The sequence below is a fragment of the Actinosynnema sp. NPDC091369 genome, assembly GCF_044757065.1.
Classification (GTDB): Bacteria; Actinomycetota; Actinomycetes; order Mycobacteriales; family Pseudonocardiaceae; genus Actinosynnema.
Map to the genome: position 1 here is coordinate 1,610,900 of NZ_JBIVUG010000001.1, position 25,354 is coordinate 1,636,253.

The window sequence follows — 25,354 nt, forward strand, 5'->3', positions numbered from 1 at the left end:
GCTGCGTCGGGTCGCCCAGGTCGTTCCCGGTCGGGCTCGCATGATCGAGATCAAGAGCCGCGGCCAGCTCGAAGCCATGAGGGCTGCCGGGCTGGTCGTGGCGCGCACGCTGGCGCTGCTGGCCTCGCACACCAAGGCGGGCGTCAGCACGGCCGAGCTGGACGAGCTGGCGGAGCAGCACATCCGCGACGCGGGCGCCATCCCGTCGTTCAAGGGCTACCACGGCTTCCCGGCGTCGATCTGCGCGTCGGTGAACGAGCAGGTCGTCCACGGCATCCCCGGCCGGACGCAGGTGCTGGCCGAGGGTGACCTGATCTCGATCGACTGCGGGGCCATCCTCGACGGGTGGCACGGCGACTCGGCCATCACCCTGCCGGTGGGCTCGGTGACCGACGCCGAGCTGAAGCTGTCCGAGGCGACGCGCGCGTCCATGCTCGCGGGCATCGAGGCCGCGGTGGTCGGCGCGCGGCTGAGCGACATCTCGTTCGCGATCGAGACCGCGACCATTCGCGCTGGTGACGAGCACGGGGTCGAGTACGGCATCGTGGAGGGGTACGGCGGGCACGGCATCGGTACCAAGATGCACATGGACCCGTTCCTGCCCAACCACGGCAAGCCGGGCAAGGGGCCCCGGTTGAAGGCCGGCATGGCGATCGCGATCGAGCCGATGCTGACGTTGGGGACCGAGCGCACGGTCGAGCTGGATGACGGGTGGACCGTGATCACGGCGGACGGTTCGCGCGCGGCGCACTGGGAGCACTCGGTGGCGATCACGGATGACGGGCCTTGGGTCCTGACGGCGCTGGACGACTGACCGTCGTCGGGTAGCGCCGCTGTACTTATTGCCGACGCCGGTGGACTGATTTCAGTCCACCGGCGTTTGTGTTGTCGGGGTTCTGGAGTGGGAGCTGGAGCTTCCGAAGATTGGAAGCGTCCTCGCCGGACGGGCAGATCAGCAGGATGACCCCAACCCCCGCTGATGGCCCCTGTTTCGTCGTGGGTCCGGGTTCCGTGTCATCCCATTGACCTCCACGAGGGCTGCCACACGCGTCAAGGGGAGCGACATCAGTGGACGCCGTAACCCGCAGTGGACTACGCCCCCCTGGACACGTGAGGTAGGGCTGCGCCAGGTCGGCTGGATGACACGAAGCCCTACTTGTGCAGCAAAGACGCACAGCGAGGTGGGTCGGGGGTCGCCGGTCGCCACCGGGGTGCGGACGGGTCGGGCGCGGTCGGCCGCGTTGGGGTTGCCCTTCCCATGGGATGACACGGAACCCGACCCACGACGAAACAGGAGATTTCGGAGGTGGTTGGGGTCATCCTGCTGATCTGCCCGTCCGGCGAGGACGCTTTCGATCTTTTGCGCCTCGCCCCTCGCGCCCTGCCGTCCCGTGCCCGCCGTCCGGCGTCCCTTCCCCGGACCCGCGCCCAGCGCCGTTCGGAGGCCGGGAACCGGGGGTTAGCCCCCTGTTCCGAGCGGACCCGCCCAGCCACGATTGAGCGGTGACCCAGCCTGTCCGGCCCGAGGACATGAGGGCCTCAGACGCCGAGCGCGAACTGGTCCAGCAGTGGCTGCACCGAGCGCACGCCGACGGCAGCCTCGACCTCGCCGAGTTCGACGCCCGAGTGGTGCGCGCCTGGGAGGCCAGGACCCGGGGCGAGTTGGCCGTCCTCACGGCGGACCTGCCCACCGTGCACCCCACCCCGCCGGCCCTGCGCATCCCGCCCCCGCCACCACCCGTTCCGGTGAAGAGGGGGAACGGGCGGAAGGCGTTGAAGGTGCTCACCACGATCTGGATGAGCGTCAGCGCGCTCAACCTGGCCCTCTGGCTGCTCGTCAGCCTGCTCGGCGGCGACGGGCTGGTGCACCCGTGGTTCCTCTGGGTCGCGGTGCCGCCGGGAGCGGTGCTCGGGGTGATCTGGTTGAGCACCAAGCCGCAACGGTAACGCTGTTACGATAGCGGTGGACGGAGGTGGTGTCGTGTACGAGTCCTTCACCCGGGCGGCTGACCACGACCGGGCGGCGGTCGCCGAAGAGTTGGCCCGCGCCCACGCCGAGGGCAGGCTCACCCTGGCCGAGTTCGACGAGCGCACGCGTGCCGTCTACCGGGCTCGCACCTACGCCGAGCTCACCTCGCTGACCGCCGACCTGCCTCCCGTCGCCACCCCTCCGGTCAAGCGGCGGTCGAACGCGTTCTCCAAGGTGATGACCGGCGCGTGGTTCGCGGCCAGTGCGATCAACTTCCTCATCTGGGGCATCATCAGTCTCTCCCTCGGGGAGGTGCTCCACCCCTGGTGGGTCTGGGTGGCGGGCCCCTGGGGGCTGGTCCTGCTGCTCGGTCACCAGGGCCGATTTGGGCGTTCGAGCTGACCCGCGTACTATGGACAGGTGGCGCATACGTCGCGCCGGTTCCGGCATGCCCGGGGATCTGCTCCCCGTCGGCTGGCAAGGGTTCGCAAGGGCCTGGAGGAGTCGGGGTGCCGCGTGCCCGCACTCCGGAAGTAACACCCACCGTCACGAAACGCGGAGGACATGGGCAAGAAGGACGGGGCCATTGAGGTCGAGGGCCGCGTAGTCGAGCCGCTCCCCAACGCGATGTTCCGCGTCGAGTTGGAGAACGGTCACAAGGTCCTGGCACACATCAGCGGCAAGATGCGTCAGCACTACATCCGCATCCTCCCTGAGGACCGGGTTGTCGTGGAGCTCTCGCCCTACGACCTGTCCCGCGGGCGCATCGTCTACCGCTACAAGTGACCTCCGACGCGCCCCAGCACGGGCTCGTCGGCTGACGCAGGAGAAGCTCAGGCGTGAAGGTCCAGCCGAGCGTCAAGAAGATCTGCGACAAGTGCAAGGTGATCCGCCGCCACGGTCGGGTCATGGTGATCTGCGAGAACCTGCGCCACAAGCAGCGCCAGGGCTGAGCGGAGCACGACCAGCACGAGTCGAGTCTTCACCGGACGCGACACCGAGTAAGCCTCCTCGCACCTGCCGCGCACCACGCACCACGTGCGGCACACCCCCGGACTCCAGGCCGGGGCCGGGACACCGGTCGTGAGAGCGACCGGAACTGACACAGCGAGTCAGTCCCGGGATCGGGCGAGGAGCAGACCTGGAGCGACACCACTGTTAGGAGCAAGCGCCGTATGGCACGACTCGCTGGCGTCGACCTCCCCCGCGAGAAGCGGTTGGAGATCGCGCTCACCTACATCTTCGGCATCGGTCGGACGCGCTCGAAGGAGCTGCTGACCGCCACCGAGATCTCCCCGGACATCCGGGTGAAGGACCTCGGTGACGACGACCTGGCGAAGCTGCGGGACTACATCGAGAACCACTTCAAGGTCGAGGGTGACCTCCGCCGCGAGGTTCAGGCCGACATCCGCCGGAAGATGGAAATCGGCTGCTACGAGGGGCTGCGCCACCGTCGCAACCTGCCCGTCCGCGGGCAGCGCACCAAGACGAACGCGCGCACTCGTAAGGGTCCGAAGAAGACCGTCGCCGGCAAGAAGAAGGCCGGAAAGAAGTAAGACCTCGCGTCTCTAGCAAGTAGGAGTTCACCCAGACATGCCACCCAAGTCCCGCACGGGCGCCGGGGTCAAGAAGGTCCGGCGCAAGGAAAAGAAGAACGTCTCGCACGGCCAGGCGCACATCAAGAGCACGTTCAACAACACCATCGTGTCCATCACGGACCCGATGGGCAACGTGATCAGCTGGGCGTCCGCCGGCCACGTCGGCTTCAAGGGCTCTCGCAAGTCCACGCCGTTCGCCGCGCAGATGGCCGCCGAGAACGCCGCCCGCAAGGCCGCCGAGCACGGCATGCGCAAGGTCGACGTGTTCGTGAAGGGTCCCGGCTCCGGCCGCGAGACCGCGATCCGTTCGCTGCAGGCCGCCGGTCTCGAGGTCGGCACCATCCAGGACGTGACCCCGCAGCCCCACAACGGCTGCCGCCCGCCCAAGCGGCGCCGGGTCTGAGGCACGGGGAGGAGTAAGACAACATGGCTCGCTATACCGGACCGGCCACTCGCATCTCGCGCCGTCTCAAGGTCGACCTCGTCGGCGGGGACCAGGCGTTCGAGCGTCGTCCTTACCCGCCCGGCCAGCACGGCCGCGGTCGGATCAAGGAGTCCGAGTACCTGCTGCAGTTGCAGGAGAAGCAGAAGGCCCGCTACACGTACGGCGTCCTGGAGAAGCAGTTCCGGCGCTACTACGAGGAAGCGGTTCGTCGTCCCGGCAAGACCGGTGAGAACCTGCTGCAGATCCTGGAGTCCCGGCTCGACAACGTGGTGTACCGCGCGGGTCTCGCGCGCACCCGCCGTCAGGCCCGCCAGCTGGTCAGCCACGGTCACTTCATCGTGAACGGCCAGAAGGTCAACATCCCGAGCTTCCGGGTGTCGAAGTTCGACATCATCGACGTGAAGCCGAAGTCGCTGCCCACGCTGCCCTTCGAGGCCGCGCGTGCTTCCTTCGGCGACCGGCCGATCCCGGCGTGGCTCCAGGTCGTGCAGTCCAACCTGCGCATCCTGGTCCACCAGCTGCCGGAGCGGGCGCAGATCGACACGCCCGTCACCGAGCAGCTCATCGTCGAGCTCTACTCGAAGTGATCCTCCTGGAGGGGCGGCCCCCGGTCGCCCCTCCAGTCGGGTCCCGCGGCGGCACGGAATGGTGTGCCGCATGCGTTTGCCGGTCTCCGCGACCGGTTCCCACGACGTCAAATAGCGGGCGTCGGGGTCAGAGAGGAAGAACCCAGTGCTGATTTCCCAGCGCCCCTCGCTCAGCGAGGAAGCGGTCAACGAGACCCGTTCCCGGTTCGTCATCGAGCCGCTGGAGCCGGGCTTCGGCTACACCCTCGGCAACTCGATTCGCCGCACCCTGCTGTCGTCCATCCCCGGCGCGGCCGTGACCAGCATCCGCATCGACGGTGTGCTGCACGAGTTCACGACCGTCCCCGGTGTGAAGGAAGACGTCACCGACATCATCCTCAACCTCAAGGAGCTGGTCGTCAGCTCCGAGGAGGACGAGCCGGTGACCATGTACCTGCGCAAGCAGGGGCCGGGCGCGGTGACCGCGGGCGACATCGTGCCTCCGGCCGGTGTCACCGTGCACAACCCCGACCTGCACATCGCCACCCTGAACGGCAAGGGCAAGCTGGAGATCGAGCTCGTGGTCGAGCGCGGTCGCGGCTACGTCCCCGCCGTGCAGAACAAGCAGGCCGGTGCCGAGATCGGCCGCATTCCGGTCGACTCGATCTACTCGCCCGTCATGAAGGTGACCTACAAGGTCGAGGCCACCCGTGTCGAGCAGCGGACCGACTTCGACAAGCTGATCCTCGACGTCGAGACCAAGCCGTCCATCACGCCGCGCGACGCCGTCGCGTCGGCCGGTAAGACGCTGGTCGAGCTGTTCGGTCTCGCTCGCGAGCTGAACGTCGACGCCGAGGGCATCGAGATCGGCCCCTCGCCCGCCGAGGCGGACACCATCGCGGCGTTCGCGATGCCGATCGAGGACCTGGACCTCACCGTCCGGTCCTACAACTGCCTCAAGCGCGAGGGCATCCACACCGTGGGCGAGCTGGTCTCGCGCAGCGAGGCGGACCTGCTGGACATCCGCAACTTCGGCGCCAAGTCGATCGACGAGGTCAAGATGAAGCTCGTCGGCCTCGGCCTCGCGCTGAAGGACAGCCCTCCTGGGTTCGACCCGTCGGCCGCCGCGTCCGACTACCCGGCCGAAGGCTGGGGCACGGACACCGCCGTGGACTCCCACGACGACGGCCAGGACTACGCGGAGACCGAGCAGCTCTGAGGTCGCTTAGCGGCCGGGCCGGAGCAGAGGATCAGAAAGAAATCCGAGGAGCAATTCGATGCCCACCCCCACCAAGGGACCCCGTCTCGGGGGCTCGCCGGCCCACGAGCGGCTGATGCTGGCCAACCTGGCCACGTCCCTGTTCACCCACGGTCGGATCACGACCACCGAGGCCAAGGCGAAGCGGCTGCGCCCGTACGCCGAGAAGCTGATCAGCAAGGCGAAGGTCGGCGACCTGCACAACCGTCGTGAGATCCTCAAGGTCATCCGCGACAAGGACATCGTGCACAAGCTGTTCGCCGAGATCGGTCCGCAGTTCGCCGACCGCCCCGGTGGCTACACCCGCATCACCAAGACGCTGCCGCGCAAGGGCGACAACGCCCCCATGGCCGTGATCGAGCTGGTCGCGGAGTCCACCGTCACCTCCGAGGCGGAGCGCGCCCGCAAGACCAAGTTCGCCAAGGACGAGGCCCCCAAGGCCGCGGCTGCGGAGACCGAGGTCACCGACGCCGCCGACCAGGACGCCGAGGCGCCCGAGTCGGCCACGAAGGACGCGTCCGAGGAGCCCGCCGAGGGCGCCGACGACACCTCCGCCGAGGCGAAGGCCGACGACAAGGCCGAGGACAAGAAGGACGAGTCCTGACGGACGCGCACTTCACCGACGAGCCCGTCGTTCCCGCTGGGGACGACGGGCTCGTTCGTGTGCGACTGGACCTGGCCTACGACGGCACGGAGTTCTCCGGGTGGGCGCGGCAGCCCGACCGCCGCACGGTGTGCGGTGTCCTGGAGGACACGATGTCGACGGTGCTGCGCGAGGACGTGCAGCTGACCGTGGCGGGTCGGACGGACGCGGGCGTGCACGCGTCGGGGCAGGTGGCGCACGTCGACCTGCCCGCCGCGGTGGACGTCGCCGGGCTGCCGAAGCGCCTGGCCCGCGCGCTGCCCGCGGACGTGCGGGTGTTCTCGGCACGGGTGGTGCCCGCCGAGTTCGACGCGCGGTTCGCGGCGCTGCGCCGGCACTACGAGTACCGGGTCACCGACGCCGCGTTCGGGGCGCACCCGTTGCGGCGGCTGGACACGCTGGCCTGGCCGCGTCCCCTCGACTTGGACGCGTTGAACGCGGCGTCGCAGTTGTTGTTGGGCGAACGGGACTTCTGCGCGTTCTGCAAGCGCCGCGAGGGTGCGACGACGATCCGCGAGCTGCAACGCCTGGAGTGGGTGCGCGACGGCGCCGTGCTGACCGCGCGCGTGTCGGCGGACGCGTTCTGCCATTCGATGGTGCGCAGCCTCGTCGGCGCGCTGCTGGCCGTGGGCGAGGGGCGCAAGCCGGTGGGCTGGCCCGCGTCGCTGCTGTCGCTGACCGCGCGGTCCAGCGAGGTCACCGTCGCGCCGCCGCACGGGTTGTCGCTGGTCCGGGTCGACTACCCGGCCGACGACGAGCTGGCCGCGCGGGCCGCCGTCACCCGGAACGTGCGCGCCGCGCCGACCAGCTGAGCCAGGCCGCGCCGCCCAGCGGGATCTCCGCCAGGTACGTGAAGAAGGCGAACAGGATCACGCCTGCCACGGCCGGCGCGGCGGGCGTGCCCAGGCCGACGAGCAGCGCGATGGTGCCGTTCTCGGTGACGCCGACGCCGCCGGGCGTGACCACGGCCAGCGTGAGCAGCCTGCTCACCGCGAAGGCCGCCACCGCCGGCCCGAGTCCCAGGTGGACGCCCGCGGCGGCCAGGCACCACCACAGCAGCACGCCTTGCAGCAGCAGGTAGGCGAGCATGCCCGCGGTCATCCGCCGCCACCCGGTCCGGACGACCTCGCCGGTCTGGCGGCGCAGCCGCAGCAGGAACCGGGCCGCCCGGCCGCCGAGGAGGCGGCACAGCCACCGCAGGTGCGTCAACGCCACCACCGCGAGCAGCAGCACGGCCACCGCCGTGACCGCCGCGACCAGCACGCCGTCCCTGAAGACCACCGCGCCCTGCACGGCCAGCGCGAGCAGCGGCAGCACCGCCCGGGACAGCGCGTTCCACAGGCCGCTCACGATCGCCGACGTGGTGATCGCCCGTGCCGAGTGGCCCCAGCTCGACGCCATCACCGCGGTCACCGCCACCCCGGCCGCGCCGCCGAACGGCAGCACGTTGCTGATCGCGCTGCCCGCCGCGTTCAGGCTGAACGCCTGGGTGTTGCGCAGGCCGGGCAACGAGCCGGTGAGCACGTAGGTGTAGGCCCAGAGCCCGGCCAGCCACAGCGCGGTCAACCCCAGCGCCGTGCCGGGGCCGACGGCGCGCAGCTGCTCTCCGACCGCCGTCCACGCCACCCCGCCCACCGCGGGCACCAGGGCGACCACCAGCCACGCCGCCAGGCCCAGGGACGCCAGCGACGCGGCGATGCGCGGCCACCGCCTCATCGCGCCCGCAATCGTTTGCGCTCGACGTACCACTCGGTGCCCAGGACCACTGTGAACAGCGGTGGCGGCAGCTTGAGCAGGGTGGCGAGGGTCCGGGGCGAGTCACCGCCGGTGGTCTGGGTGGCGTGCGCCGCCATCGCCCGCCGCTTCGCCCCCGCGTACCGCCGGACGTCCACCGAGTGGGTGATCTCGGCGCGGGCGGTGTAGGCGCGCTCGAACGGCTCCAGGTCGAACTCGCGGACGAGGCGGGCCAGCCGCAGGCCGCGCAGCAGCCACGTGCGGTCGATCGTCGCCTCCCACACGCGGGGCGTGCCCGCGAGCTCGGCGGCCAGCGCGCCCACCCGGTGCACCTGCACGTGGTCGGGGTGGCCGTAGCCGCCGTGCGGGTCGTAGGTGGTGAGCAGGTCGGCTCGTTCCTCGTGCAGCAGCTCGGCCAGCCGTTCGGCGGCCTCGCCCACGTCGGCGCGGGCGAAACCGCGCCGCCCGTCCAGGCCGGAGTCGGGGTAGCCGAGGAACTCCACGCGCGCGCAGCCGAGGGCGCGGGCCGACGCGTGTGCCTCTTTCTCGCGCACGGCGCCGAGATCGGTGCGGTGCGCGCTCAGCCCTCGTTCACCGGCGGTCGCGACGACGAGCACGACGCGGTGTCCCTCTCGTGCGAGGCGCGCCATCGTGCCGCCGGTCAGCAGGGCTTCGTCGTCTGGGTGGGCGTGGAAGAAGACGCACGTTCGGCTCACGGGTGCAAGAGTGTCAGTTGGTCCGTTCGGCGGCTTGACGGGAGTGCACTTGTCGATCGTTCACGTCACCGACTGCTTCCTGCCGCGCCTGGGCGGGATCGAGGTGCAGGTGGCCGGGTTGGCGCGGGAGCAGGCGCGCTCCGGCGAGGACGTGCACGTGGTGACCGCGACCAGGAACGCGTCACCGGGGGACGGGTACGAGGTGCACCGGATCGCCGTGCGGCTGCCGTGGGACCTGCCCGTGCACCCGCGGGCGGGCTCGCACCTCGACCGCGTGATCGTCGGGCTTTGGCCGTCGGTGGTGTACGTGCACGTCGGCGCGATCTCGCCGTTCGCCTGGTCGGGGGTGCGGTCGGCGTTGCGGCTCGGGGTGCCCGCGGTGGTCGTGGTGCACAGCATGTGGGACCCGGTGGTGCAGCGGTGCTACCGGGCGCTGGACCGGCTGGTGTCGTGGAGCGCGGCGCGGGTGGCGGTGGCGGCGGTGAGCCGTGCCGCGGCGGACCGGGTGCGGGCGGTGGCGCCGGGGCTGCCGGTGGGGGTGGTGCCGAACGGGATCGTGCCGTCGGCGTGGCGCGGGATACCGACGCAGCGGCCGGACGACGCGGTGCACGTGGTGTCGGTGGGTCGGCTGGCGGCGCGCAAGGAGCCGATGGCGTTCCTGCGGGCGTTGCGGGCGGTGCCGTCCGACGTGCCGCTGCGGGCGACGGTGGCCGGTGCGGGACCGGAGATGGCTGTCCTGCGGCGGTACGTCGAGCGGCACGGGATGGGGTGGGTGAGCCTGCCGGGGCGGCTCGACCGGCAGGGGGTGGGTCACCTGCTGGCCGGGGCGGACGTGTTCGTGAACCCGGCGTCGCAGGAGGCGTTCGGGCTGGCGGCGCTGGAGGCGCGGACGGCGGGGGTGCCGGTGGTCGCGCGGCCGGGGACGGGGGTGGCGGACTTCGTGCGCGACGGGGTGGAGGGGCTGCTGACGCACGACCTGGCGGCGGGGATCGCGCGCCTGGTGCACGACCGGGAGGAGCGCCTGCGGATCGCGGCGCACAACCGGGCCACCGAACCGACCCACTGCACGTGGCCGCGGGTGCTGGAGGCCCTGCGGTCGTGCGCGGCGCGGGTGTGAGGGGTCAGAAGACGAGGTCGGCCAGGTCGAGGGTGATCGGGACCGGTGCGGCGGTGATGGTCGCGGCTCCGGCGGACCGGACGGTGTTCTCCACCGCGTACTGGTCCTCGTGCAACCGGTGCGCGATCAGCTCGAGGCCCGGGTGATCGCCCTTGCGGGTGATCGTCCAGAGGAACGGCACGCCGGCAGCGGCGTAGGCGACCATCTTCGCCTCGCGCTCGTTCCGGTCGTTGCCGGGTGACCAGACCTCGACCGCCAGTCGCAGCGCCTCGGCGGGGAAGCTCGCACCGACCGGCGGCCGGTCCATGATCACCACGTCGGGGATGAACCCGTTGCGGAGAGTGGACGAGATCTTCACCCCCACGCCGATCACCGCGTAGAGGTCTGTCCGACCGGCCGCGGAGATCGAATCCTCGATCGGCCGGATGAGGCGGGTCACCGCGAGCTGGTGCTCGCCGGAGGGTGGGGGAGTCACGTGGAAGTGTCCGAAGATCAGCTCGACGCGCGAGCCGTCCTCCGGAGAGGGCAGCTCGAGCCATTCCTGAAGGGTGTGCGGGCCGATCAACGGGTTCGGCAGGGTGGCCTCTTCCTGTCGCGCCCGGGACTCTTCCTGCAGCGCTGCGGACATGGTTTCCAACCTCCACGATCGACTTGATTATGACGCTGGCACAGTCCCACCGGGGCGATGCAGTGCCTGATCAGGTGAAACGCGGAGCGGCCCCTCACCGGCGGAAGTGGTGAGGGGCCGCTGTGGAGCGACTGGATCAGGCGACCGGCTTACAGGTCGAGGGTCCAGGTGTCGATGTAGCCGGTGTCCTGGCTGTACGCGTCACGCACGCGCAGCTGCCAGGTGCCGTTGGCGTTCTCCGCCGACAGGTTCAGCGTGTACGTGGCGTCGACGTTGTCCGCGCTGTCCGAACCGGACGTCACCTTCAGCTGCTTGACCGCGCCGCTCGGCGTGATCAGGTCGATCGCCAGGTCACCCCGGTAGGTGTGCTTGACGTGCACCTCGACCGTGGCGGTCGAGCCGGCCTTGCCGGCGCAGTCGGTCACCGAGATCGGGCTGGTCGCGGTGCCCAGGTCCGGCACGGCCACGTCGGTCGCGTTGGTCTTGGGCGCGCAGTTGCCCGGCTGCGGGGTGGACGAGCCGACCACGCGCAGCAGCTTGTTCGGCGAACCGGTGCCCGCGTTGCCGACCACGCCGTTCGTCGCGCCGTTGACCAGGGCGTCACGCACCTGCTGCGGCGTGGCGGTGGGGTTGGCGGCCAGGTAGACGGCCGCCGCGCCGACCACGTGCGGCGTGGCCATCGAGGTGCCGCTGATCGTGTTGGTGGCCGTGTCGTTGGTGTACCAGGCCGACGTGATGTTGGAGCCCGGCGCGAAGATGTCCAGGCAGGTGCCGATGTTGGAGAACGACGACCGGGCGTCGGTGTTGGTGGTGGAGCCGACCGTGATCGCCTCCGTGGTGCGCGCCGGGGACGTGTTGCACGCGTTGGCGCCGCTGTCGTTGCCCGCCGCGAGGCCGTAGGTCACGCCCGCCGCGATGGAGTTGCGCACGGCCTGGTCGACCGTGGCGTCCGCGCCGCCGCCGAGCGACATGTTCGCCACCGCCGGCTTGGCCGCGTTGGCGGTCACCCAGTCGATGCCCGCGATGACGCCCGCGTACGTGCCGGAGCCCGCGCAGTTCAGCACCCGCACGCCGACCAGCTTGGCCTTCTTGGCCACGCCGTAGGTCGAGCCGCCGACGGTGCCGGCGACGTGCGTGCCGTGGCCGTTGCAGTCGGTGGCGTCGTTGTCGTTGTCGACGGTGTCGCGACCGGACACGGCGCGACCGCCGAAGTCGCTGTGCGAGAACCGGATGCCCGTGTCGATGATGTAGGCGGTGACGCCCTCACCCTCGTTCGGGTAGGTGTAGGAGTTGTCCAGCGGCAGCGCGGCCTGGTCGATCCGGTCCAGGCCCCACGACGGGGTCGGCGCCTGCGTGCCGGAGATCTTCACCTCGCCGTCCTGCTGCACGTACGCCACCGACGGGTCGGCGGCGAGCTTGCGGGCCTGGGCCTCGGACATGGTGGCCGAGAAGCCGCGCAGCGCGCTCGTGTACGTGTGCTTGACGTTCGCCTGGTACTTGGCGCTCAACGTCCCGACGCTGCTCGTGCTCATGTCCTTGAGCACGACGATGTAGCTGTCCTTGACCGCGTTGGGCGCGGCGGCCCCGACGATCTGCCCCTCTGCGGCGGCGGAGGTGAAGGTGGTCAGTGCGGCCGTGACCGCGAACGCCGTGCCCGTGGCCAGCCCGACACCGGCCAGCCGTCTCGTCCAGGACGCGCGAACGTCTCCCATGGCGGGGTTCTCCTCTTCGCAGGGTGGGTGTCCGGTCGGTGTCGCCCCCGAAACCGACCGGACACGGTGAGTTGTTCCTAGTTCGCCCTGCGGGTGAGGCGCAAGAATTTGGTGGCAACAACCGACGAACGGCTCCTCCACAGTTTTATTCGTGCTGTGAACGAATTGCTGCGGGGAGTGACTGGACCGGGCTCATAAAATATGCCCCCGGACAATCGTCCGGGGGCACGTCGGGGGGTCGGGCGGGTCAGTCGCCGCGGCGGACCGCACCCAGGATCTGCTGCTCACCGGGCGTGGTGACGAGTCGCAGCGGCCGCCACAGGTTCGTGCCGAGCGCGATCACCTGGTCGTCCTTGAGCGTGGTGAGCTGGTGCGCCATCTGAGGCGGCAGCCGCCAGATCTGGCTCGCCAACTGCGCCTGCCCGACCGGCAGCCGTTGCAGCAGCACGAGGTCCGCGGAATTCGCGGTGGTCGCCGCCTGGGGGTGCAAATAGGGCAACACGTACATCGTGGTCTGCCACGGCGACCGCGGCGGGAACAGCTCCTGCGGCACGTGGCCGCCGTCGTGCACGACCAGCAGCGGGGTGTCCTCCGACGGCCGCGGCAGCTCCACCGGGCTCAGCCGGCGCAGCTGCACCAGCGGCGACGGCCTGCCGTCCGCGCCCGCGCCCGCCGCGCGCACCACCGGCTGCCAGGCCGCCGGGCGGCCCGTCGCGATGGTGATCCACGCGCCGGTCGCCATGGCCCGCAACGCGATCTGCCGGGCCAGGTACAGCCCGCCCACCACGACCATGCGGGTCGGCGCGGACCGCAGCACGGAGATCGTCAACGGCTCGCCCTGGAGGCCGGAGCCGAGCACCATGCCGCCGCGGTCGCCCGACGGGCTCACCACGTCCAGCATCTGCGGGGAGACCAGGAACTCCGGCGCGATGCCCTTGCCGTGCGAGTCCATCAACCGGGAGTTGCTCACGCCACACCTCCGAGCGGCAGGGTCGCGGCCAGCCCGGCGACCTGCAGGCCGTTCAACGGGGTCAGCGTGATGTCGAGCTTGTCGGCCAGCGCCTTGAGCCGGTCGTCGGCGCGGTCGAGCTCGGTCGGCGTCCGCGCGCTCACCCGCACCATGCCGCGCAGGCCGACCTGGCCCTGCTCGCTGCTCGGGGAGATCGTCATGGACAGCGTCGAGGACAGCGCGCGCACGCCGGTCAGCGCGTTGAGGTTGTTGCGCATGCCCTTGGACGGCCAGCCGGTGATCGCGTAGCTGGCGTGGCCCACGCCGCCCGCCGTCACACCGGACCACTTCTCCCGCAACGACACCGAGTTGTTCGACCCGGCCACCGAGGTGAGCTCGGCGGCCGAGATGCCCGCCCGGATCAGCTCGTCGGGGTCCAGCGGTCGGATCGACACGCCCGTCGACTCCAACGCGTTGCGCACGCGCGAGAGGGCGCCGATCAACGCCCGGTGCGCGCCCACGACGCCGCCGCCGCGCTCCCGGATCGCCGCCGCGCACCGCCGCGGGTCCAGCCGCACCGCGATCCACGTGGTCCGGCGCGCCGCCGCGGGCAGCGGGCCGAGCACCTCCATGTAGGAGTTGAGCGCGGGCGAGTTCGAGGGCAGCGCCGCGCTGCCCGGGTAGCAGTGCCAGATCACCGAGATCGCGTCGAGCACCACACCGCGGTCCTCCAGCGTCGGCGCGAGCGCGCCCAGCGGCAGCGACGGCGCGCTGCCCACCGCGGTGATCAGACCCGGCGCCGGGTCGACCAGCAGCACGGCGGTCCACGCGCCCTGGTGCCAGGCCATGCCCAGCGGACGGCGCTCGTGGTCGACGCCCCGGGCCACGACCAGGTCCGGCACGGCCAGGCGCAGCAGCGCCACCCGCGGGTCGTCCGGGCCGATGACCGAGGACTCCTCCTCCGACGGCGGCTTCATCTCCACCGGGCCGGTGCGCTTGGCCGTGCGGCTGTGCGAGCGGAAGGTGTAGCGGAACACCAGGCCGATCCACTGGGTCAGCCAGCGACCCCGGGACCTGGTGAACGCGAGGATCAACGCGATCAGCACGATGCCGCCGGCGACGTACATCGGCACGGGCGCGACACCGTCACCGGTCGCGCCGACCGCGATCAGGACCAGGCCGATGGCGACGCCGACCTCGAGGACAACCAGGTTGGCGACCGGCAGCGCGCCCAGGCTCGCGCCTGCGGTGCGGCGACGCGCCCGGAGCAGCGCGGCGCGCACGGCGCCGCCTGCCGCCTGCGCGCGTGCCGCGGCGGGATTGGGTTGGCCCGGATGTGGGGTGGTCACGGACATCCGCTCTGGTTCTCTTTCCGTCGGCGTGCGCCGGGTGGACCGACCGGGTCTGACCAACCCGCACACGGACCACCCGCCGTCCGGCTATCGTGCAGACCGTACCGCGACTGGGAGAGCAGCGAGCCGAGAATGGCATCAACACCCACCACCAAGTCACAGGTCCAGGCATACCGCTTCGTGCTGCGCAGGATGCAGTCCGCCCTGGTGCGCAGAGACGCGGTGATGCTGCACGACCCCATGCGCACGCACTCGCGTGCGACCGCGGTGGGCGTCCTGCTCGGCGTCATCGGGTTGCTGGGCTTCCTGATCTTCGGCTTCTTCTCGCCGGACCCGCAGGTCGACGACCAGACGCAGATCGCCATCTCCAAGGAGACCGGCCAGGTCTACGTCGTGCACACGGTCGGCAACAACAAGACGCTGATCCCGATGACCAACCTCGCGTCCGCCCGGCTGCTGCTGCTTCAGCGGTCCAACCCGGACAAGGGGCAGGCCGCGGTCGCGGGCGGCGACGCGGCGGCGGGCCAGGTCAACGCGGGACCGCAGGTCGCGGGCGGTGACCCGAAGCTGGTCAGCGAGAAGGCGCTCGCGAAGCTGCCCAAGGGGCGGCTGACCGGCATCCCCGACGGGCCCGACGTGCTGCCCAAGCCCGCCGACCGGATCGGGTCGGACTGGTCGGTGTGCGACACCCTGCAACTGGACGAGTCGCTGAACGACCCGTCCGCGCCGGGCAAGTTCACCACCACCGTCCTGGCGGGCTACAGCGGCGGCGGCGAGCTGCTCGACGGCAACCGGGCACTGCTGGTGCGCGCGGGCACCGACGACAAGCAGGCGTACCTGATCTACAAGGCCCCGGTGAACTCGAAGATCACCTCGACGTCCACCGTGCGGGCCAAGGTCGACCTGACCAACGCCGAGGTGCGCACCGCGCTCAACCTGAGCCAGAAGAAGCCGCGCGCGATCAGCTCCGGCCTGCTCAACGCGATCCCCGAGGCGAAGCCGCTGGTGGCGCCCGAGATCCCGGGCCGCGGCCAGAACGTGAACTACGTGCAGGGCGAGAACCTGAAGATCGGCGCGGTCATCGAGGTCCGCCGCTCCGGCGCGGACTCCGAGTTCCACGTGGTGCTCAAGGACGGCCTGCAGAAGATCAGCCGGGCCGCGGCCGACCTGCTGCGCGCGGCCTACGCCCAGGGCGCGGAGCCGAAGCTGGTCGACATCGCGCGCACCAACGACGCGCCGACCGTGGACCAGCTCGACTTCGACGACTACCCGCCGGACGTGCCCGAGGTGCTGGAGCCGAACCAGAACAACCGGGTGCTCTGCCTGGGCTGGCAGGCGCAGAACGTGACGTCGGACAACAAGTCGCAGCACACCAAGGTGACCATCGCGCCGTCGCTGCCGATCCCGTCGAGCGTGGTGCCGGTGGAGATCAACCAGGTCGGCGCGACCGGTGAGGTCGTCAGCCAGTTCGTGATGGCGCCGGGCAAGTCGGCCGTGGTGCGCAGCGCGACGTCCACCCAGGACTTCGACAGCGGTCCGATCCACCTGATCACCGGCCGCGGCGTGAAGTACGGCATCCCGGACGTCACGACCAGCGCCGCGCTCGGGCTCGGCGCGGACGGGTTCGCGCCCGGGCCGGAGTCGATCCTGCGGCTGCTGCCCAACGGGCCGCAGCTCAACCGCAACGACGCCTCCCGCAGCTGGGACTCGATCCCGGTGCCGAAGAACAACGGCGTGCTGCCCGAGGAGAAGGCCAAGAAGCAGGGCAGCTGACTTTCCGGTGCTGAGCCCTTCGGGGGAACCGGCGCGCGCCGGTTCCCGTCAGAGGGTGCAGGAGGTGTCCGGGTGAACGAGGTCACACGCGGGCCGGCGGGCGGCAGGCAGGTTTCGGTCGACCCGCGCTGGCTGGAGCTGTACGCGCAGCGCGTCGAGGAGGCGGCCGAGGAGCTGACCCGCGCGCGGGCCGAGCTGCGGGAGGCGCCGATGGGTCCCCGGAGCTTCGGCGAGCTGGGGCGCACGCTGCGCAGCGCCGAGGCGTACGGCCGGGCCGCCGGGCTGCTGCACCAGCAGCTCGACCGGGCGTGCGAGGTGCTGACGTCCGCGGCGAAGGGCCTGCACGACGTGGCCGAGCACTACGGCGCCCAGGACGACGACGCGGTGGCGTTGATCAAGGGGATCGACCGGCGGGCGGGGCTGGGCTGATGCGCGGCAAGGACGGCAGGCAGATCGCCGCCGAGGTCGGGCCCGAGCTGGACTACCTGTCCGGGATCAGCAGGCGGCTCGGCGTGCGCGACCTCGTGGCCGACTACTTCGCGCCCGTGGTGGGCGACTGGAACGACCTGCACGAGGAGGCGGAGCGCTGGCGCAAGGCCGGGCTCGTCGCCGAGCACGTGACGCGTGACCTGACCAAGCCGCTGGGCAAGCTCGACTCGGCGTGGCAGGGCAAGGACGCGGACTCGTTCGTGGAGCACATGCAGAAGGTCGGCCTGGCCGGGCACGACATGTCCGACGCGATGCACGCGATGGGCGAGGCGCTGGACCAGACCGCCGAGGGCATCCGCGAGATCGTGCAGGACATGTCCCGGGTGTTCGCCGAGGCGGCCGACACGGTGTCCGGCGCGGCGGCGCTGCCGGTGGACGGCGACCGGCGCGTGGTGGAGGCGTTGGACGAGCTGCACGACCCGGCGAAGGAGCTGCACGAGTCGGTGCGGGACGTGCTGGAGGCGTTCCTGCGGCTGTGCGACGGGGTGTCCGGTTCGGACGACTTCGCCGACGTGAAGATGGAGCACCGCTACCCCGAGCAGAACTGGTCGTACACCCCGCCCGCGAAGCCGACCGCGCCGGAGCCGGTGGCCACCACGCCCCCGGCGGAGACGAAGCCGGCCGGGTCCGGTGGCGCCGGGTCGGGGTCGTCGGCCGGCGGCGTGCCGGGTGGCGGCGGTGGTGGCGTTCCCGGTGGTGGCGGTGGCGTGCCCGGCGGGGGCGGTGTGCCCGGCGGCGGGGCCGCGGAGCGGTTGCAGCAGGGCGGGTCGACGGGTGTGTCCGAGCCGCGTCCGGTGGAATCCGCGCCGCGTCCGGCCGCCGCCGCGGCGGCGGGCCCGTCCGGTCCGCCCGCGGCCGGCGGTGCCGGGATGATGGGCGCGGGGATGATGGGCGGCATGGGCGCCGGCGGCCAGCAGGGCGGCGACAAGGAGCACAAGTCGAAGGTCCAGCTGGCGGGCTCGACCGAGCAGGTGTTCGGCAAGCCCAAGAAGTCCGCCCCGCCCGTGCTGGGCGAGGACTGAGCGCGTTCCGAGCGTTGAACTCAGGGGTCCTGAGCGTAGGACTCACGCGTTCTGAACGTAGGACTCACGCGGTCTGGAGGTAGGACTCACGGGAAAGGGCCGCCGGGATGGCGGCCCTTTCGCGCGAGCGGGATCAGATCACCGAGCGTCTCGGGGCGGGGGTGCGCTTGGCGCGGTTGCGATTGACCGTGTGGACGATGAACAGGGTCAGCAGGAGCAGGCCGACGCCCGCGCCCGTGCCCGACAGCGCCACGATCATCGGCGTGCTGCTCGGCGGGTTGAGCGGGCCCAGGTTGGTGATCAGCTGCTCCGGCGTGGTGGGCTTCGCGCCCTGCCGCTCGGACGGCAGCTCGGCGGTCAGCGCGGCCACCGGGTTGATCATCCCGTAGCCGACCTTGTGGTCGCGGCCGCTCGGGTTGCCCGGGTGCTGCGCGGTCGCCTTGATCCGGTCCATCACCTGCCGCGCCTTCAGGTTCGGGAACCGCTCGCGCACCAGCGCGACCACGCCCGCCACGTACGGCGAGGCGAAGCTCGTGCCCTGGATCGCGGTGAGCCGCTTGTTCTCGTCGGAGTTCGCGTCGGTCAGGCCCTGGCCGCGCGGGTCGAGGGTGACGATGTTCTCGCCCGGCGCGGCCACGCTGACCCACGGGCCCCACACGGAGAACGACGAGACCTCGCCCTCCATGTTCATCGACGCCACCGACAGGACGTTGTCGGCGTACCAGGGCGGCGACGCGACCACGTTGACCGTGTTCGGGTCCTGGTTGTCGTTCTGGGCCTGGCAGCCGCCCTTGGAGTCGATGTTGCCCGCGGCGGTCACGATGACGACGTCCTTGTCGTTCACCGCCCAGTCGATCGCGGCCTGGAGCTCGCGCTCCTGGTCGCTGGGCGCGCTCGGCGCCGCGCACGCGGTGAGCGAGATGTTGATGACCCGCGCGCCCTGGTCGACGGCGGAGATGATGGCCTTGGCCAGCGTGGCGACCTTGCCCGCGGAGTCCCGGTTGTCCTTCTTGGCGGGGTCCTCGAACTTGAAGTGGTTGCTGGTCTGCCGGAACGCCAGCACGGTCGCCTCGGGCGCGGCGCCGACGAAGCCGGTCTCCTCATCCTTGCTGGCCGCCGCGACGCCCGCCACCTCGGTGCCGTGGCCGTCGCAGTCGTCGTTGCCCCTCTTCTCGGTCTCGACGTAGTCGCCGGCCGGGATGACGCGGCCCTGCAACCGCGGGTGGGTGTTGACGCCGGTGTCGATGATCGCGAGCTTGACGTCCTTGCCGGTGGCGAAGCGGTGCGCCTCCTCCAGCCGGAGCTGCATCTGGCCCCACGGCTTGTTCGGGATCGGGCGGTTGCCCGTGCCCGAGGTGACGCACTCGGTCTTCTTCGTGTAGTTGACGTCCTCGATGGGCGGCTCGGGCTGCCGCAGGAACGACCGGTCCACCGGCGGCGGTTGCGAGTTCGGCCGGGCGTTGGCGTTCGTCGTGGACGGTTGGGCGTACGCGCCGGGCGCGGTCACCAGGGTGACCGCGGCCGCGGTCAGCGCGGCGAGCTTGCGGATGCGCATCGGGTCCTCACGCGGGGATGAGCTGGCGCATGGCCACGTACAGGTCCATCACCGCCAGCGCCAGCGGCAGCACCGCGGCGATCAGGATGGCTTCCAGCACGTCGACGGTGCGGCGCAGCACCGGGGAGAACTTCTGGTTCGGGAAGATCACGCCGAGCACGAGGGCGGCGGCGCCCACGATGACGAGGGTGCCGAACACGTACAGCAGCCGGTCGCCCGGCGAGGACTCCACCAGCCACCCGAGCAGCACGCCCGCGCCCGCGACCATGCCGCTGGCCAGCAGCGCCACCGCCTGCGCGCCGTTGGCGTACGCGCGACCGCGCAGCAGCAGCACCAGCGTCACCACGATCGCCAGCAGCGGGCCCCAGATGGTGCCGTTGCCCGCCGCGATGACGGCGAACAGGGCGGCCGTGCCGCCACAGCCGATGATCATGCCGGTCAGGTACTCGTGCGCGTTCGCGGTGCGCCGCTCGATCACGGAGTACTCCGGGAAACCGGTGTCCTCCTTGAGGTCCTCCGCGCTGCCGGGCACGGTCGGCAGCGGCAGCTTGGCCAGCTGGATCGTCAGCCGGGGCAGCACGGACAGCGCCGCCAGCGAGACCGCCGCGGTGGCCGCCGCGATGCCCTGCACGGGGTGGTCGACGAAGATGCCGATGAGGAACGCGAGGGCGCTCAGCGCGCCGGCCGTGGCGGCGGCGATGAACACCGTGATGCCGCGGCCGATCAGCAGGATCGCGGCCGAGGCGAAGATCAGCACCAGCACGCTGGCCAGCAGCAGGCTCGGCCGGCCGATCGGGCCCGGCACGATGTAGAGGCCCGCGACGTAGGCCATGGGCAGGCCGCCCGCCGCGGCGATCAGCACGCCCGTGCCGGTCGCGCCGTAGGACCGGGCCACGACCGCGCCCGCCGCGATGGCGACCACGGCCAGGGCGCCCGCGCAGATGGCCGGCGCGAGGTTGCCGCCGCCCGCGAGCGGACCGGCCATCAGCACCGCGATGGCGGCCGTGACGAGCGCCAGCGCGCCCGCGAGGTGGCCGTAGCGCCGTGCCGTGTCCTTGGTCCACGGGCGGAAGCTGTCCGGGTCCGACTCGGCGATCGCGTCGACCACGTCGTCGTACAGCGGGGGCGGCGGGTTCTCGTTGCGCTTGCGCAGCTGGAGGAGCTCGCCGTCGACCACGCCGAGCGAGGCCAGCGTGCGGCTGGGGTCCAGGGGGCCGTCGCCGAGCTTGGCCAACGCCCAACCGCCGTGCCGCACGCCACCGTCCGGAGTGGCCTCCTTGGCCATGTCCAGCAGCATCGGCAGCAGGTCGGCCACCGCGACGTCGGCGGGCAGCGCGACGTCGATACGCGTTCGCGGCGCAACCACCGTCACCCGGCTGAACACCGTCGTACCGGTCGCCACCAGCGCCCCCTAATGTCCTGATCAGTGTGTGCTGTGGTCCGCCCCGACCCTATTGGTCCGGTCGGACGCGGTTCGGCCCGCCCCTAGCGGAGCGGACCCAGTATGGGGCCACCGGCCGCCGCGGCACGGCCGTTCCGCGCAACACGTTGGCCGCGGATTTCACCGACCCCCCGTCGTGCGGGGTTCCGATGCGCCATAGTGTCGGTGCGACTGTGGCGGGCCGAGGCAGTGGAGCGCAGTCGGGGTGTTGGTTTCTGGATCGACCTGAAGAGGTGCCTGTTAGGTGAGCACGCTGCAGTTCAAGCGCACGGCACGCCTCGCCGCCCCCCGCCCTCCGGGCGGTGAGGTCCACCTCGAACCGCCACCCGAGGTGCCCCGGGTCATCCCCGGCAACATCATGATGAAGGCGATGCCCGTCGTCATGATCGTGTCGTCCGTCGGCATGATGGTGCTGATGTTCAGCTACAGCGGGCGCAGCCCCGCTGCGATGATCATGCCCGGCATGATGCTGGTCTCGACCATCGGCATGATGGCCGGCGGCATGGGCGGTGGCAAGGGCCAGAAGAAGGCCGAGATGAACGAGGACCGCAAGGACTACCTGCGCTACCTCGGCCAGATGCGCGACCGCGCCCGCGAAGCCGCCAACGAGCAGCGCGCCGAGCGCGAGTGGGTGCACCCCGACCCGCAGATGCTGTGGTCCCTGGCCACCACCCGGCGCATGTGGGAGCGCCGGCAGAACGACCCCGACTTCTGCCACCTGCGCGCGGGCCGCGGCTCGCAGCGGCTGGCCACCCGGCTCGTGCCGCCGCAGACCGGCCCGGTCGAGGAGCTGGAGCCGATCGCGACGCTGGCGCTGCGCCGGTTCGTGCGCGCCCACTCGCTGGTGCCCGACCTGCCGATCTCGATCGCGCTGCGCGGCTTCGCCGCCGTCGGCCTGCTCGGCGACATCGAGCACAAGCGCGGCCTGGCCCGCGCCCTGCTGGCCCAGATGGTCACCTTCCACTCGCCGGACGACCTGCTGATCGCCGTCGTCACCACCGGCCGCACCAAGGCCGAGTGGGAGTGGATGAAGTGGCTGCCGCACGTGCAGCACCCGACGATCGTCGACGGCATCGGGCAGATGCGGATGATGGCGGGCTCGCTGACCGAGGTCGAGCAGATGCTGGACGACCAGCTGCGCGACCGGCAGCGGTTCACCCGCAACGCGCCGCCGCCCGCCGACCAGCCGCACGTCGTGATCGTGATCGACGACGGTGACGTCACCCGGGAAGAGCAGATCATCCTGGAGGAGGGCCTGGTCGGCGTCACGCTGCTCGACCTGTCCGAGTCCCTGGGCAACCTCACCGCCCGCCGCGGCCTGCGGCTGGTGATCGAGGACGGCAAGCTGGGCGCGCGCAGCGCCAGCGGCGTCGAGTGGTTCGGCTCGCCGGACTGGCTGAGCGTGGTCGAGGCCGAGGCGCTGGCCCGGCGGCTGTCGCCGTACCGGATCGGCGGCGTGGACGCTGGCGGCAGCGACGAGGACCCGCTGTCGATGAGCAACAACCCGCCGCTGCTGGAGTTCCTGGGCGTCCCCGGCGACCCGATGACCTTCGACGTGCAGGCGGCCTGGCGGCCGCGGCCGGTGCGCGACCGCTACCGGGTGCCGTTCGGCATCGGCGAGTTCGGCCAGCAGGTCGAGCTGGACATCAAGGAAGCGGCCATGGAGGGCATGGGCCCGCACGGCCTGTGCATCGGCGCGACCGGTTCCGGCAAGTCCGAGTTCCTGCGCACGCTGGTGCTGGGCATGCTGGCCACGCACTCCTCGACCTCGCTCAACATGATCCTGGTCGACTTCAAGGGTGGCGCGACGTTCCTCGGCCTGGACAAGGCGCCGCACGTCGCCGCGACGATCACCAACCTGGCGGGCGACCTGACCCTGGTCGACCGCATGAAGGACGCCATCGCCGGTGAGGTGTCCCGGCGCCAGGAAGTGCTGGCCAAGGGCAACTACAAGAACGTGTGGGACTACGAGAAGGCGCGCGAGAACGGCGCCGACCTCGACCCGCTGCCCGCGCTGTTCATCTGCATCGACGAGTTCTCCGAGATGCTGACCGCGAAGCCGGACTTCATCGACATCTTCCTGCAGATCGGCCGCGTCGGCCGGTCGCTCCAGATGCACATGCTGCTGGCCTCGCAGCGCCTCGAAGAGGGCAAGCTGCGCGGTCTGGACACGTTCCTGTCCTACCGGATCGGTCTGAAGACGTTCTCCGCCGCCGAGTCGCGCGCCGCGATCGGCGTGCCGGACGCCTACGAGCTGCCGCCCATCCCGGGTTCGGGGTACCTGGGCGTGCAGGGCTCGCCGCTGACCCGGTTCAAGGCGCTGTACGTGTCCGGCCCGTACCGGCCCGCCGGGTTGCAGGTCGCGGGCCCGTCCGCGCCGGTGACCAGCGACAAGCGGCCGCGCTACTTCGTGCCGGACTACATCGAGATCCCCAAGGAGCCGGTGCGGCCGGTCGAGCCGGTCAAGCAGGAGAAGAAGGAGGAGGACTCGAACGAGCCCTCCGAGCTCGAGGTCATCGTCGAGCGGCTGGTGGGCCAGGGCCCGCCCGCGCACGAGGTGTGGCTGCCGCCGCTGAACGAGCCGCCGTCGCTGGACACGCTGCTGCCGCCGTTGCAGGCGACCGAGGACCGCGGCCTGACCCCGCCCGGCTTCTTCTCCAACGGCAAGCTCCAGGTGCCGCTCGGCGTGGTGGACAAGCCGTTCGAGCAGCGGCGCGACCTGCTGTGGGCGGACTTCTCCGGCGCCGCGGGCCACGGCGCGATCGTCGGCGGCCCGCAGTCGGGCAAGTCGATGATGCTGCGCACGATGATCACCGCGATGGCGTTGACGCACACGCCGCAGGAAGTGCAGTTCTACTGCCTCGACCTCGGTGGCGGCACGCTGGCGTCGCTGGAGAACCTGCCGCACGTCGGTGGGTTCGCCAGCCGGTTGGACGTGGACAAGGCGCGCCGGATGGTGGCCGAGCTGTCGGGCCTGATCGCCGAGCGCGAGCAGCGGTTCCGCGCGCAGGGCATCGACTCCATGGTCGAGTTCCGCAACCGCAGGCGGCGCGGCGAGATCCGCGACGACGACTTCGGTGACGCGTTCCTGGTCGTGGACGGCTGGATGAACTTCCGGCAGGAGTTCGAGGTGCTGGAGCCGATGGTCCAGGCGCTGGCCGCGCAGGGTCTGTCCTACGGCGTGCACGTGGTCGTGGCGGCGAACCGGTGGGCGGAGATCCGGCCCGCGATGAAGGACCTGCTCGGCACGCGGTTCGAGCTGCGCCTCGGTGACGTCAGCGAGTCCGAGGTGGACCGCAAGGTCGCGGTCAACGTGCCGCCGGGCCGCCCGGGTCGCGGTCTGTCGCCGCAGAAGCTGCACTTCCTGACCGCGCTGCCGCGCATCGACGCCTCGTCGGACGCGGAGAACGTGGCGGCGGGCGTGCAGGACATGATCGCCAAGGTGAGCGGCGCCTGGCGCGGCCCGCGCGCGCCGCAGGTCCGGCTGCTGCCCGACCTGCTGCCGTACCAGGAGTTCCTGGGCCAGGTGCAGCAGCAGCGGCCGAACCGGGGCCACCTGGTGCCGATCGGCGTCAACGAGGACGAGCTCGCGCCGGTGTACCTGGACTTCGACTCGGACCCGCACTTCATGGCGCTGGCCGACGGCGAGTCCGGCAAGACCAACCTGCTGCGCACGATCGTGCGCGGCATCATGACCAGCTACACCTCGACCGAGGCGCTGATCATGCTGGTCGACTACCGGCGCACCATGCTCGGCTACATCGAGACCGACCACCTGCTGTCCTACGCGGTGTCCTCGGCGCAGCTCACGGACATGATCAAGGACGTGCGCGGCTCGATGGCCAACCGGCTGCCCGGCCCGGACGTCACGCAGGAGCAGTTGAAGAACCGCTCCTGGTGGAAGGGCCCGGAGCTGTTCGTGGTCGTGGACGACTACGACCTGGTCGCCCCGCAGGGCGCGCAGAACCCGTTGCAGCCGCTGGCGGAGTTCATCCCGCAGGCCAAGGACGTCGGCCTGCACATCGTCGCGGTCCGGCGCATGGGTGGCGCGTCGCGGGCGATGTACGACCCGATCCTGGGCAAGCTGAAGGAGATCTCGGCGCCCATCATGGTCGGCTCCGGCTCGAAGGAGGAGGGGGCGATCGTGGGCAACCTCAAGGCGTCACCGCAGCCCCCCGGCCGGGGCACGCTGGTCACCCGCAAGCTGGGCCAGCAGCGCATCCAGGTGGCGTGGATCGACCCGGACTGACCGGGTACCGGACGACCGGGAGGCCCCGCCGCGGCGGGGCCTCCCGCGTGTCTGCCGCGGACCGGTGGCCCGCGCGCGGCTCGACGGGAGTGCGTCGTGCCGCGCGCGGGCCGTCGTCGCACCGCGCCGCCCCACCCG

At 71.2% G+C, this 25,354-nt stretch carries 24 protein-coding genes; 16 read left to right on the forward strand and 8 right to left on the reverse strand.

Annotated features, from left to right (window positions below; all coding sequences use genetic code 11):
- The first annotated feature begins 40 nt into the window (after positions 1-40).
- The 11 genes from map to truA all read left to right on the forward strand — a co-directional run bounded on the left by map (position 41) and on the right by truA (position 7,291).
- On the forward strand, positions 41-814 hold the full coding sequence (gene map / locus ACIQMJ_RS08130; RefSeq protein WP_499760182.1) for a type I methionyl aminopeptidase: 774 nt from the start codon (positions 41-43) through the stop codon (positions 812-814).
- Between the two features lie 689 nt (positions 815-1,503).
- Positions 1,504-1,947 (forward strand): DUF1707 SHOCT-like domain-containing protein, encoded by a 444-nt coding sequence (locus tag ACIQMJ_RS08135; RefSeq protein WP_499760183.1) that lies wholly within the window; start codon positions 1,504-1,506, stop codon positions 1,945-1,947.
- Positions 1,948-1,981: 34 nt separating this feature from the next.
- Positions 1,982-2,371, forward strand: a complete 390-nt coding sequence (locus ACIQMJ_RS08140) for a DUF1707 SHOCT-like domain-containing protein (RefSeq protein WP_499760184.1) — start codon at positions 1,982-1,984, stop codon at positions 2,369-2,371.
- A 162-nt stretch (positions 2,372-2,533) separates the two neighbouring features.
- A complete protein-coding gene (gene infA / locus ACIQMJ_RS08145) occupies positions 2,534-2,755 on the forward strand; it encodes a translation initiation factor IF-1 (protein WP_005166804.1) in 222 nt (73 codons plus the stop codon).
- A 53-nt stretch (positions 2,756-2,808) separates the two neighbouring features.
- Positions 2,809-2,922, forward strand: a complete 114-nt coding sequence (rpmJ, locus tag ACIQMJ_RS08150) for a 50S ribosomal protein L36 (protein ID WP_010148647.1) — start codon at positions 2,809-2,811, stop codon at positions 2,920-2,922.
- A gap of 222 nt (positions 2,923-3,144) precedes the next feature.
- Entirely contained in the window at positions 3,145-3,525 is a 381-nt protein-coding gene (gene rpsM, locus ACIQMJ_RS08155) for a 30S ribosomal protein S13 (RefSeq protein ID WP_230566497.1), read from the forward strand.
- A 37-nt stretch (positions 3,526-3,562) separates the two neighbouring features.
- The gene (gene rpsK / locus ACIQMJ_RS08160) at positions 3,563-3,970 is read left to right on the forward strand and encodes a 30S ribosomal protein S11 (protein ID WP_033436732.1); all 408 of its coding nucleotides are present in this window, start codon (positions 3,563-3,565) and stop codon (positions 3,968-3,970) included.
- Between the two features lie 23 nt (positions 3,971-3,993).
- Positions 3,994-4,599, forward strand: a complete 606-nt coding sequence (rpsD, locus tag ACIQMJ_RS08165) for a 30S ribosomal protein S4 (protein WP_053718426.1) — start codon at positions 3,994-3,996, stop codon at positions 4,597-4,599.
- A gap of 145 nt (positions 4,600-4,744) precedes the next feature.
- Positions 4,745-5,797, forward strand: a complete 1,053-nt coding sequence (locus tag ACIQMJ_RS08170; protein ID WP_141980319.1) for a DNA-directed RNA polymerase subunit alpha — start codon at positions 4,745-4,747, stop codon at positions 5,795-5,797.
- Positions 5,798-5,855: 58 nt separating this feature from the next.
- Positions 5,856-6,440, forward strand: coding sequence for a 50S ribosomal protein L17 (gene rplQ / locus ACIQMJ_RS08175; protein WP_499760185.1), 585 nt, complete (start codon positions 5,856-5,858; stop codon positions 6,438-6,440).
- 59 nt (positions 6,441-6,499) lie between these two features.
- The gene (gene truA, locus ACIQMJ_RS08180; RefSeq protein WP_499760186.1) at positions 6,500-7,291 is read left to right on the forward strand and encodes a tRNA pseudouridine(38-40) synthase TruA; all 792 of its coding nucleotides are present in this window, start codon (positions 6,500-6,502) and stop codon (positions 7,289-7,291) included.
- Here truA and ACIQMJ_RS08185 read toward each other — a convergent pair.
- Positions 7,257-8,195, reverse strand: a complete 939-nt coding sequence (locus ACIQMJ_RS08185; RefSeq protein ID WP_499760187.1) for a lysylphosphatidylglycerol synthase transmembrane domain-containing protein — start codon at positions 8,193-8,195, stop codon at positions 7,257-7,259. The genes truA and ACIQMJ_RS08185 overlap by 35 nt on opposite strands.
- The gene (locus ACIQMJ_RS08190) at positions 8,192-8,929 is read right to left on the reverse strand and encodes a PIG-L deacetylase family protein (RefSeq protein WP_499760188.1); all 738 of its coding nucleotides are present in this window, start codon (positions 8,927-8,929) and stop codon (positions 8,192-8,194) included. The genes ACIQMJ_RS08185 and ACIQMJ_RS08190 overlap by 4 nt, the downstream gene beginning before the upstream one ends.
- Before the next feature lie 49 nt (positions 8,930-8,978).
- Between ACIQMJ_RS08190 and ACIQMJ_RS08195 the strand changes: the two genes are divergently transcribed.
- The gene (locus ACIQMJ_RS08195; RefSeq protein ID WP_499760189.1) at positions 8,979-10,046 is read left to right on the forward strand and encodes a glycosyltransferase family 4 protein; all 1,068 of its coding nucleotides are present in this window, start codon (positions 8,979-8,981) and stop codon (positions 10,044-10,046) included.
- A 4-nt stretch (positions 10,047-10,050) separates the two neighbouring features.
- Here the strand turns inward: ACIQMJ_RS08195 and ACIQMJ_RS08200 are convergent, their stop codons facing one another.
- From ACIQMJ_RS08200 to eccE, 4 genes are all read right to left on the reverse strand, one after another.
- Positions 10,051-10,674, reverse strand: coding sequence for a Uma2 family endonuclease (locus ACIQMJ_RS08200; RefSeq protein ID WP_499760190.1), 624 nt, complete (start codon positions 10,672-10,674; stop codon positions 10,051-10,053).
- Positions 10,675-10,823: 149 nt separating this feature from the next.
- Positions 10,824-12,386 carry a S8 family peptidase gene (locus ACIQMJ_RS08205; RefSeq protein ID WP_499760191.1) on the reverse strand — a complete coding sequence of 521 codons (1,563 nt, stop codon included), beginning with the start codon at positions 12,384-12,386 and terminating at the stop codon, positions 10,824-10,826.
- Between the two features lie 247 nt (positions 12,387-12,633).
- Complete coding sequence (locus tag ACIQMJ_RS08210; protein WP_499760270.1) at positions 12,634-13,338, reverse strand: hypothetical protein; 705 nt, start codon at positions 13,336-13,338, stop codon at positions 12,634-12,636.
- A 14-nt stretch (positions 13,339-13,352) separates the two neighbouring features.
- Entirely contained in the window at positions 13,353-14,690 is a 1,338-nt protein-coding gene (gene eccE / locus ACIQMJ_RS08215; RefSeq protein WP_499760192.1) for a type VII secretion protein EccE, read from the reverse strand.
- Positions 14,691-14,819: 129 nt separating this feature from the next.
- Here eccE and eccB point away from each other — a divergent pair, with 129 nt between their 5' ends.
- The 3 genes from eccB to ACIQMJ_RS08230 all read left to right on the forward strand — a co-directional run bounded on the left by eccB (position 14,820) and on the right by ACIQMJ_RS08230 (position 17,971).
- Positions 14,820-16,460: a type VII secretion protein EccB gene (eccB, locus tag ACIQMJ_RS08220; RefSeq protein ID WP_499760193.1), complete on the forward strand. Its 1,641-nt coding sequence runs from the start codon at positions 14,820-14,822 to the stop codon at positions 16,458-16,460.
- 72 nt (positions 16,461-16,532) lie between these two features.
- On the forward strand, positions 16,533-16,889 hold the full coding sequence (locus ACIQMJ_RS08225) for a hypothetical protein (RefSeq protein WP_499760194.1): 357 nt from the start codon (positions 16,533-16,535) through the stop codon (positions 16,887-16,889).
- Positions 16,889-17,971: a WXG100 family type VII secretion target gene (locus ACIQMJ_RS08230; RefSeq protein ID WP_499760195.1), complete on the forward strand. Its 1,083-nt coding sequence runs from the start codon at positions 16,889-16,891 to the stop codon at positions 17,969-17,971. The genes ACIQMJ_RS08225 and ACIQMJ_RS08230 overlap by 1 nt, the downstream gene beginning before the upstream one ends.
- A gap of 133 nt (positions 17,972-18,104) precedes the next feature.
- Here the strand turns inward: ACIQMJ_RS08230 and mycP are convergent, their stop codons facing one another.
- The gene (gene mycP, locus ACIQMJ_RS08235) at positions 18,105-19,526 is read right to left on the reverse strand and encodes a type VII secretion-associated serine protease mycosin (protein WP_499760196.1); all 1,422 of its coding nucleotides are present in this window, start codon (positions 19,524-19,526) and stop codon (positions 18,105-18,107) included.
- Positions 19,527-19,533: 7 nt separating this feature from the next.
- The gene (gene eccD / locus ACIQMJ_RS08240; protein ID WP_499760197.1) at positions 19,534-20,928 is read right to left on the reverse strand and encodes a type VII secretion integral membrane protein EccD; all 1,395 of its coding nucleotides are present in this window, start codon (positions 20,926-20,928) and stop codon (positions 19,534-19,536) included.
- A 283-nt stretch (positions 20,929-21,211) separates the two neighbouring features.
- Between eccD and eccCa the strand changes: the two genes are divergently transcribed.
- A complete protein-coding gene (gene eccCa, locus ACIQMJ_RS08245; RefSeq protein WP_499760198.1) occupies positions 21,212-25,216 on the forward strand; it encodes a type VII secretion protein EccCa in 4,005 nt (1,334 codons plus the stop codon).
- The last annotated feature ends 138 nt before the right edge of the window (positions 25,217-25,354 follow it).

Excerpts from the sequence above, each read along its gene's own strand:
- map (WP_499760182.1), top strand. The coding sequence starts at position 41 with ATGATCGAGATCAAGAGCCGCGGCCAGCTCGAAGCCATGAGGGCTGCC.
- infA (WP_005166804.1), top strand. The coding sequence starts at position 2,534 with ATGGGCAAGAAGGACGGGGCCATTGAGGTCGAGGGCCGCGTAGTCGAG.
- rpsM (WP_230566497.1), top strand. The coding sequence starts at position 3,145 with ATGGCACGACTCGCTGGCGTCGACCTCCCCCGCGAGAAGCGGTTGGAG.
- rpsK (WP_033436732.1), top strand. The coding sequence starts at position 3,563 with ATGCCACCCAAGTCCCGCACGGGCGCCGGGGTCAAGAAGGTCCGGCGC.
- rpsD (WP_053718426.1), top strand. The coding sequence starts at position 3,994 with ATGGCTCGCTATACCGGACCGGCCACTCGCATCTCGCGCCGTCTCAAG.
- rplQ (WP_499760185.1), top strand. The coding sequence starts at position 5,856 with ATGCCCACCCCCACCAAGGGACCCCGTCTCGGGGGCTCGCCGGCCCAC.
- ACIQMJ_RS08185 (WP_499760187.1), bottom strand. The coding sequence starts at position 8,195 with ATGAGGCGGTGGCCGCGCATCGCCGCGTCGCTGGCGTCCCTGGGCCTG.
- ACIQMJ_RS08200 (WP_499760190.1), bottom strand. The coding sequence starts at position 10,674 with ATGTCCGCAGCGCTGCAGGAAGAGTCCCGGGCGCGACAGGAAGAGGCC.
- ACIQMJ_RS08205 (WP_499760191.1), bottom strand. The coding sequence starts at position 12,386 with ATGGGAGACGTTCGCGCGTCCTGGACGAGACGGCTGGCCGGTGTCGGG.
- ACIQMJ_RS08210 (WP_499760270.1), bottom strand. The coding sequence starts at position 13,338 with ATGGACTCGCACGGCAAGGGCATCGCGCCGGAGTTCCTGGTCTCCCCG.
- eccE (WP_499760192.1), bottom strand. The coding sequence starts at position 14,690 with ATGTCCGTGACCACCCCACATCCGGGCCAACCCAATCCCGCCGCGGCA.
- eccB (WP_499760193.1), top strand. The coding sequence starts at position 14,820 with ATGGCATCAACACCCACCACCAAGTCACAGGTCCAGGCATACCGCTTC.
- ACIQMJ_RS08230 (WP_499760195.1), top strand. The coding sequence starts at position 16,889 with ATGCGCGGCAAGGACGGCAGGCAGATCGCCGCCGAGGTCGGGCCCGAG.
- mycP (WP_499760196.1), bottom strand. The coding sequence starts at position 19,526 with ATGCGCATCCGCAAGCTCGCCGCGCTGACCGCGGCCGCGGTCACCCTG.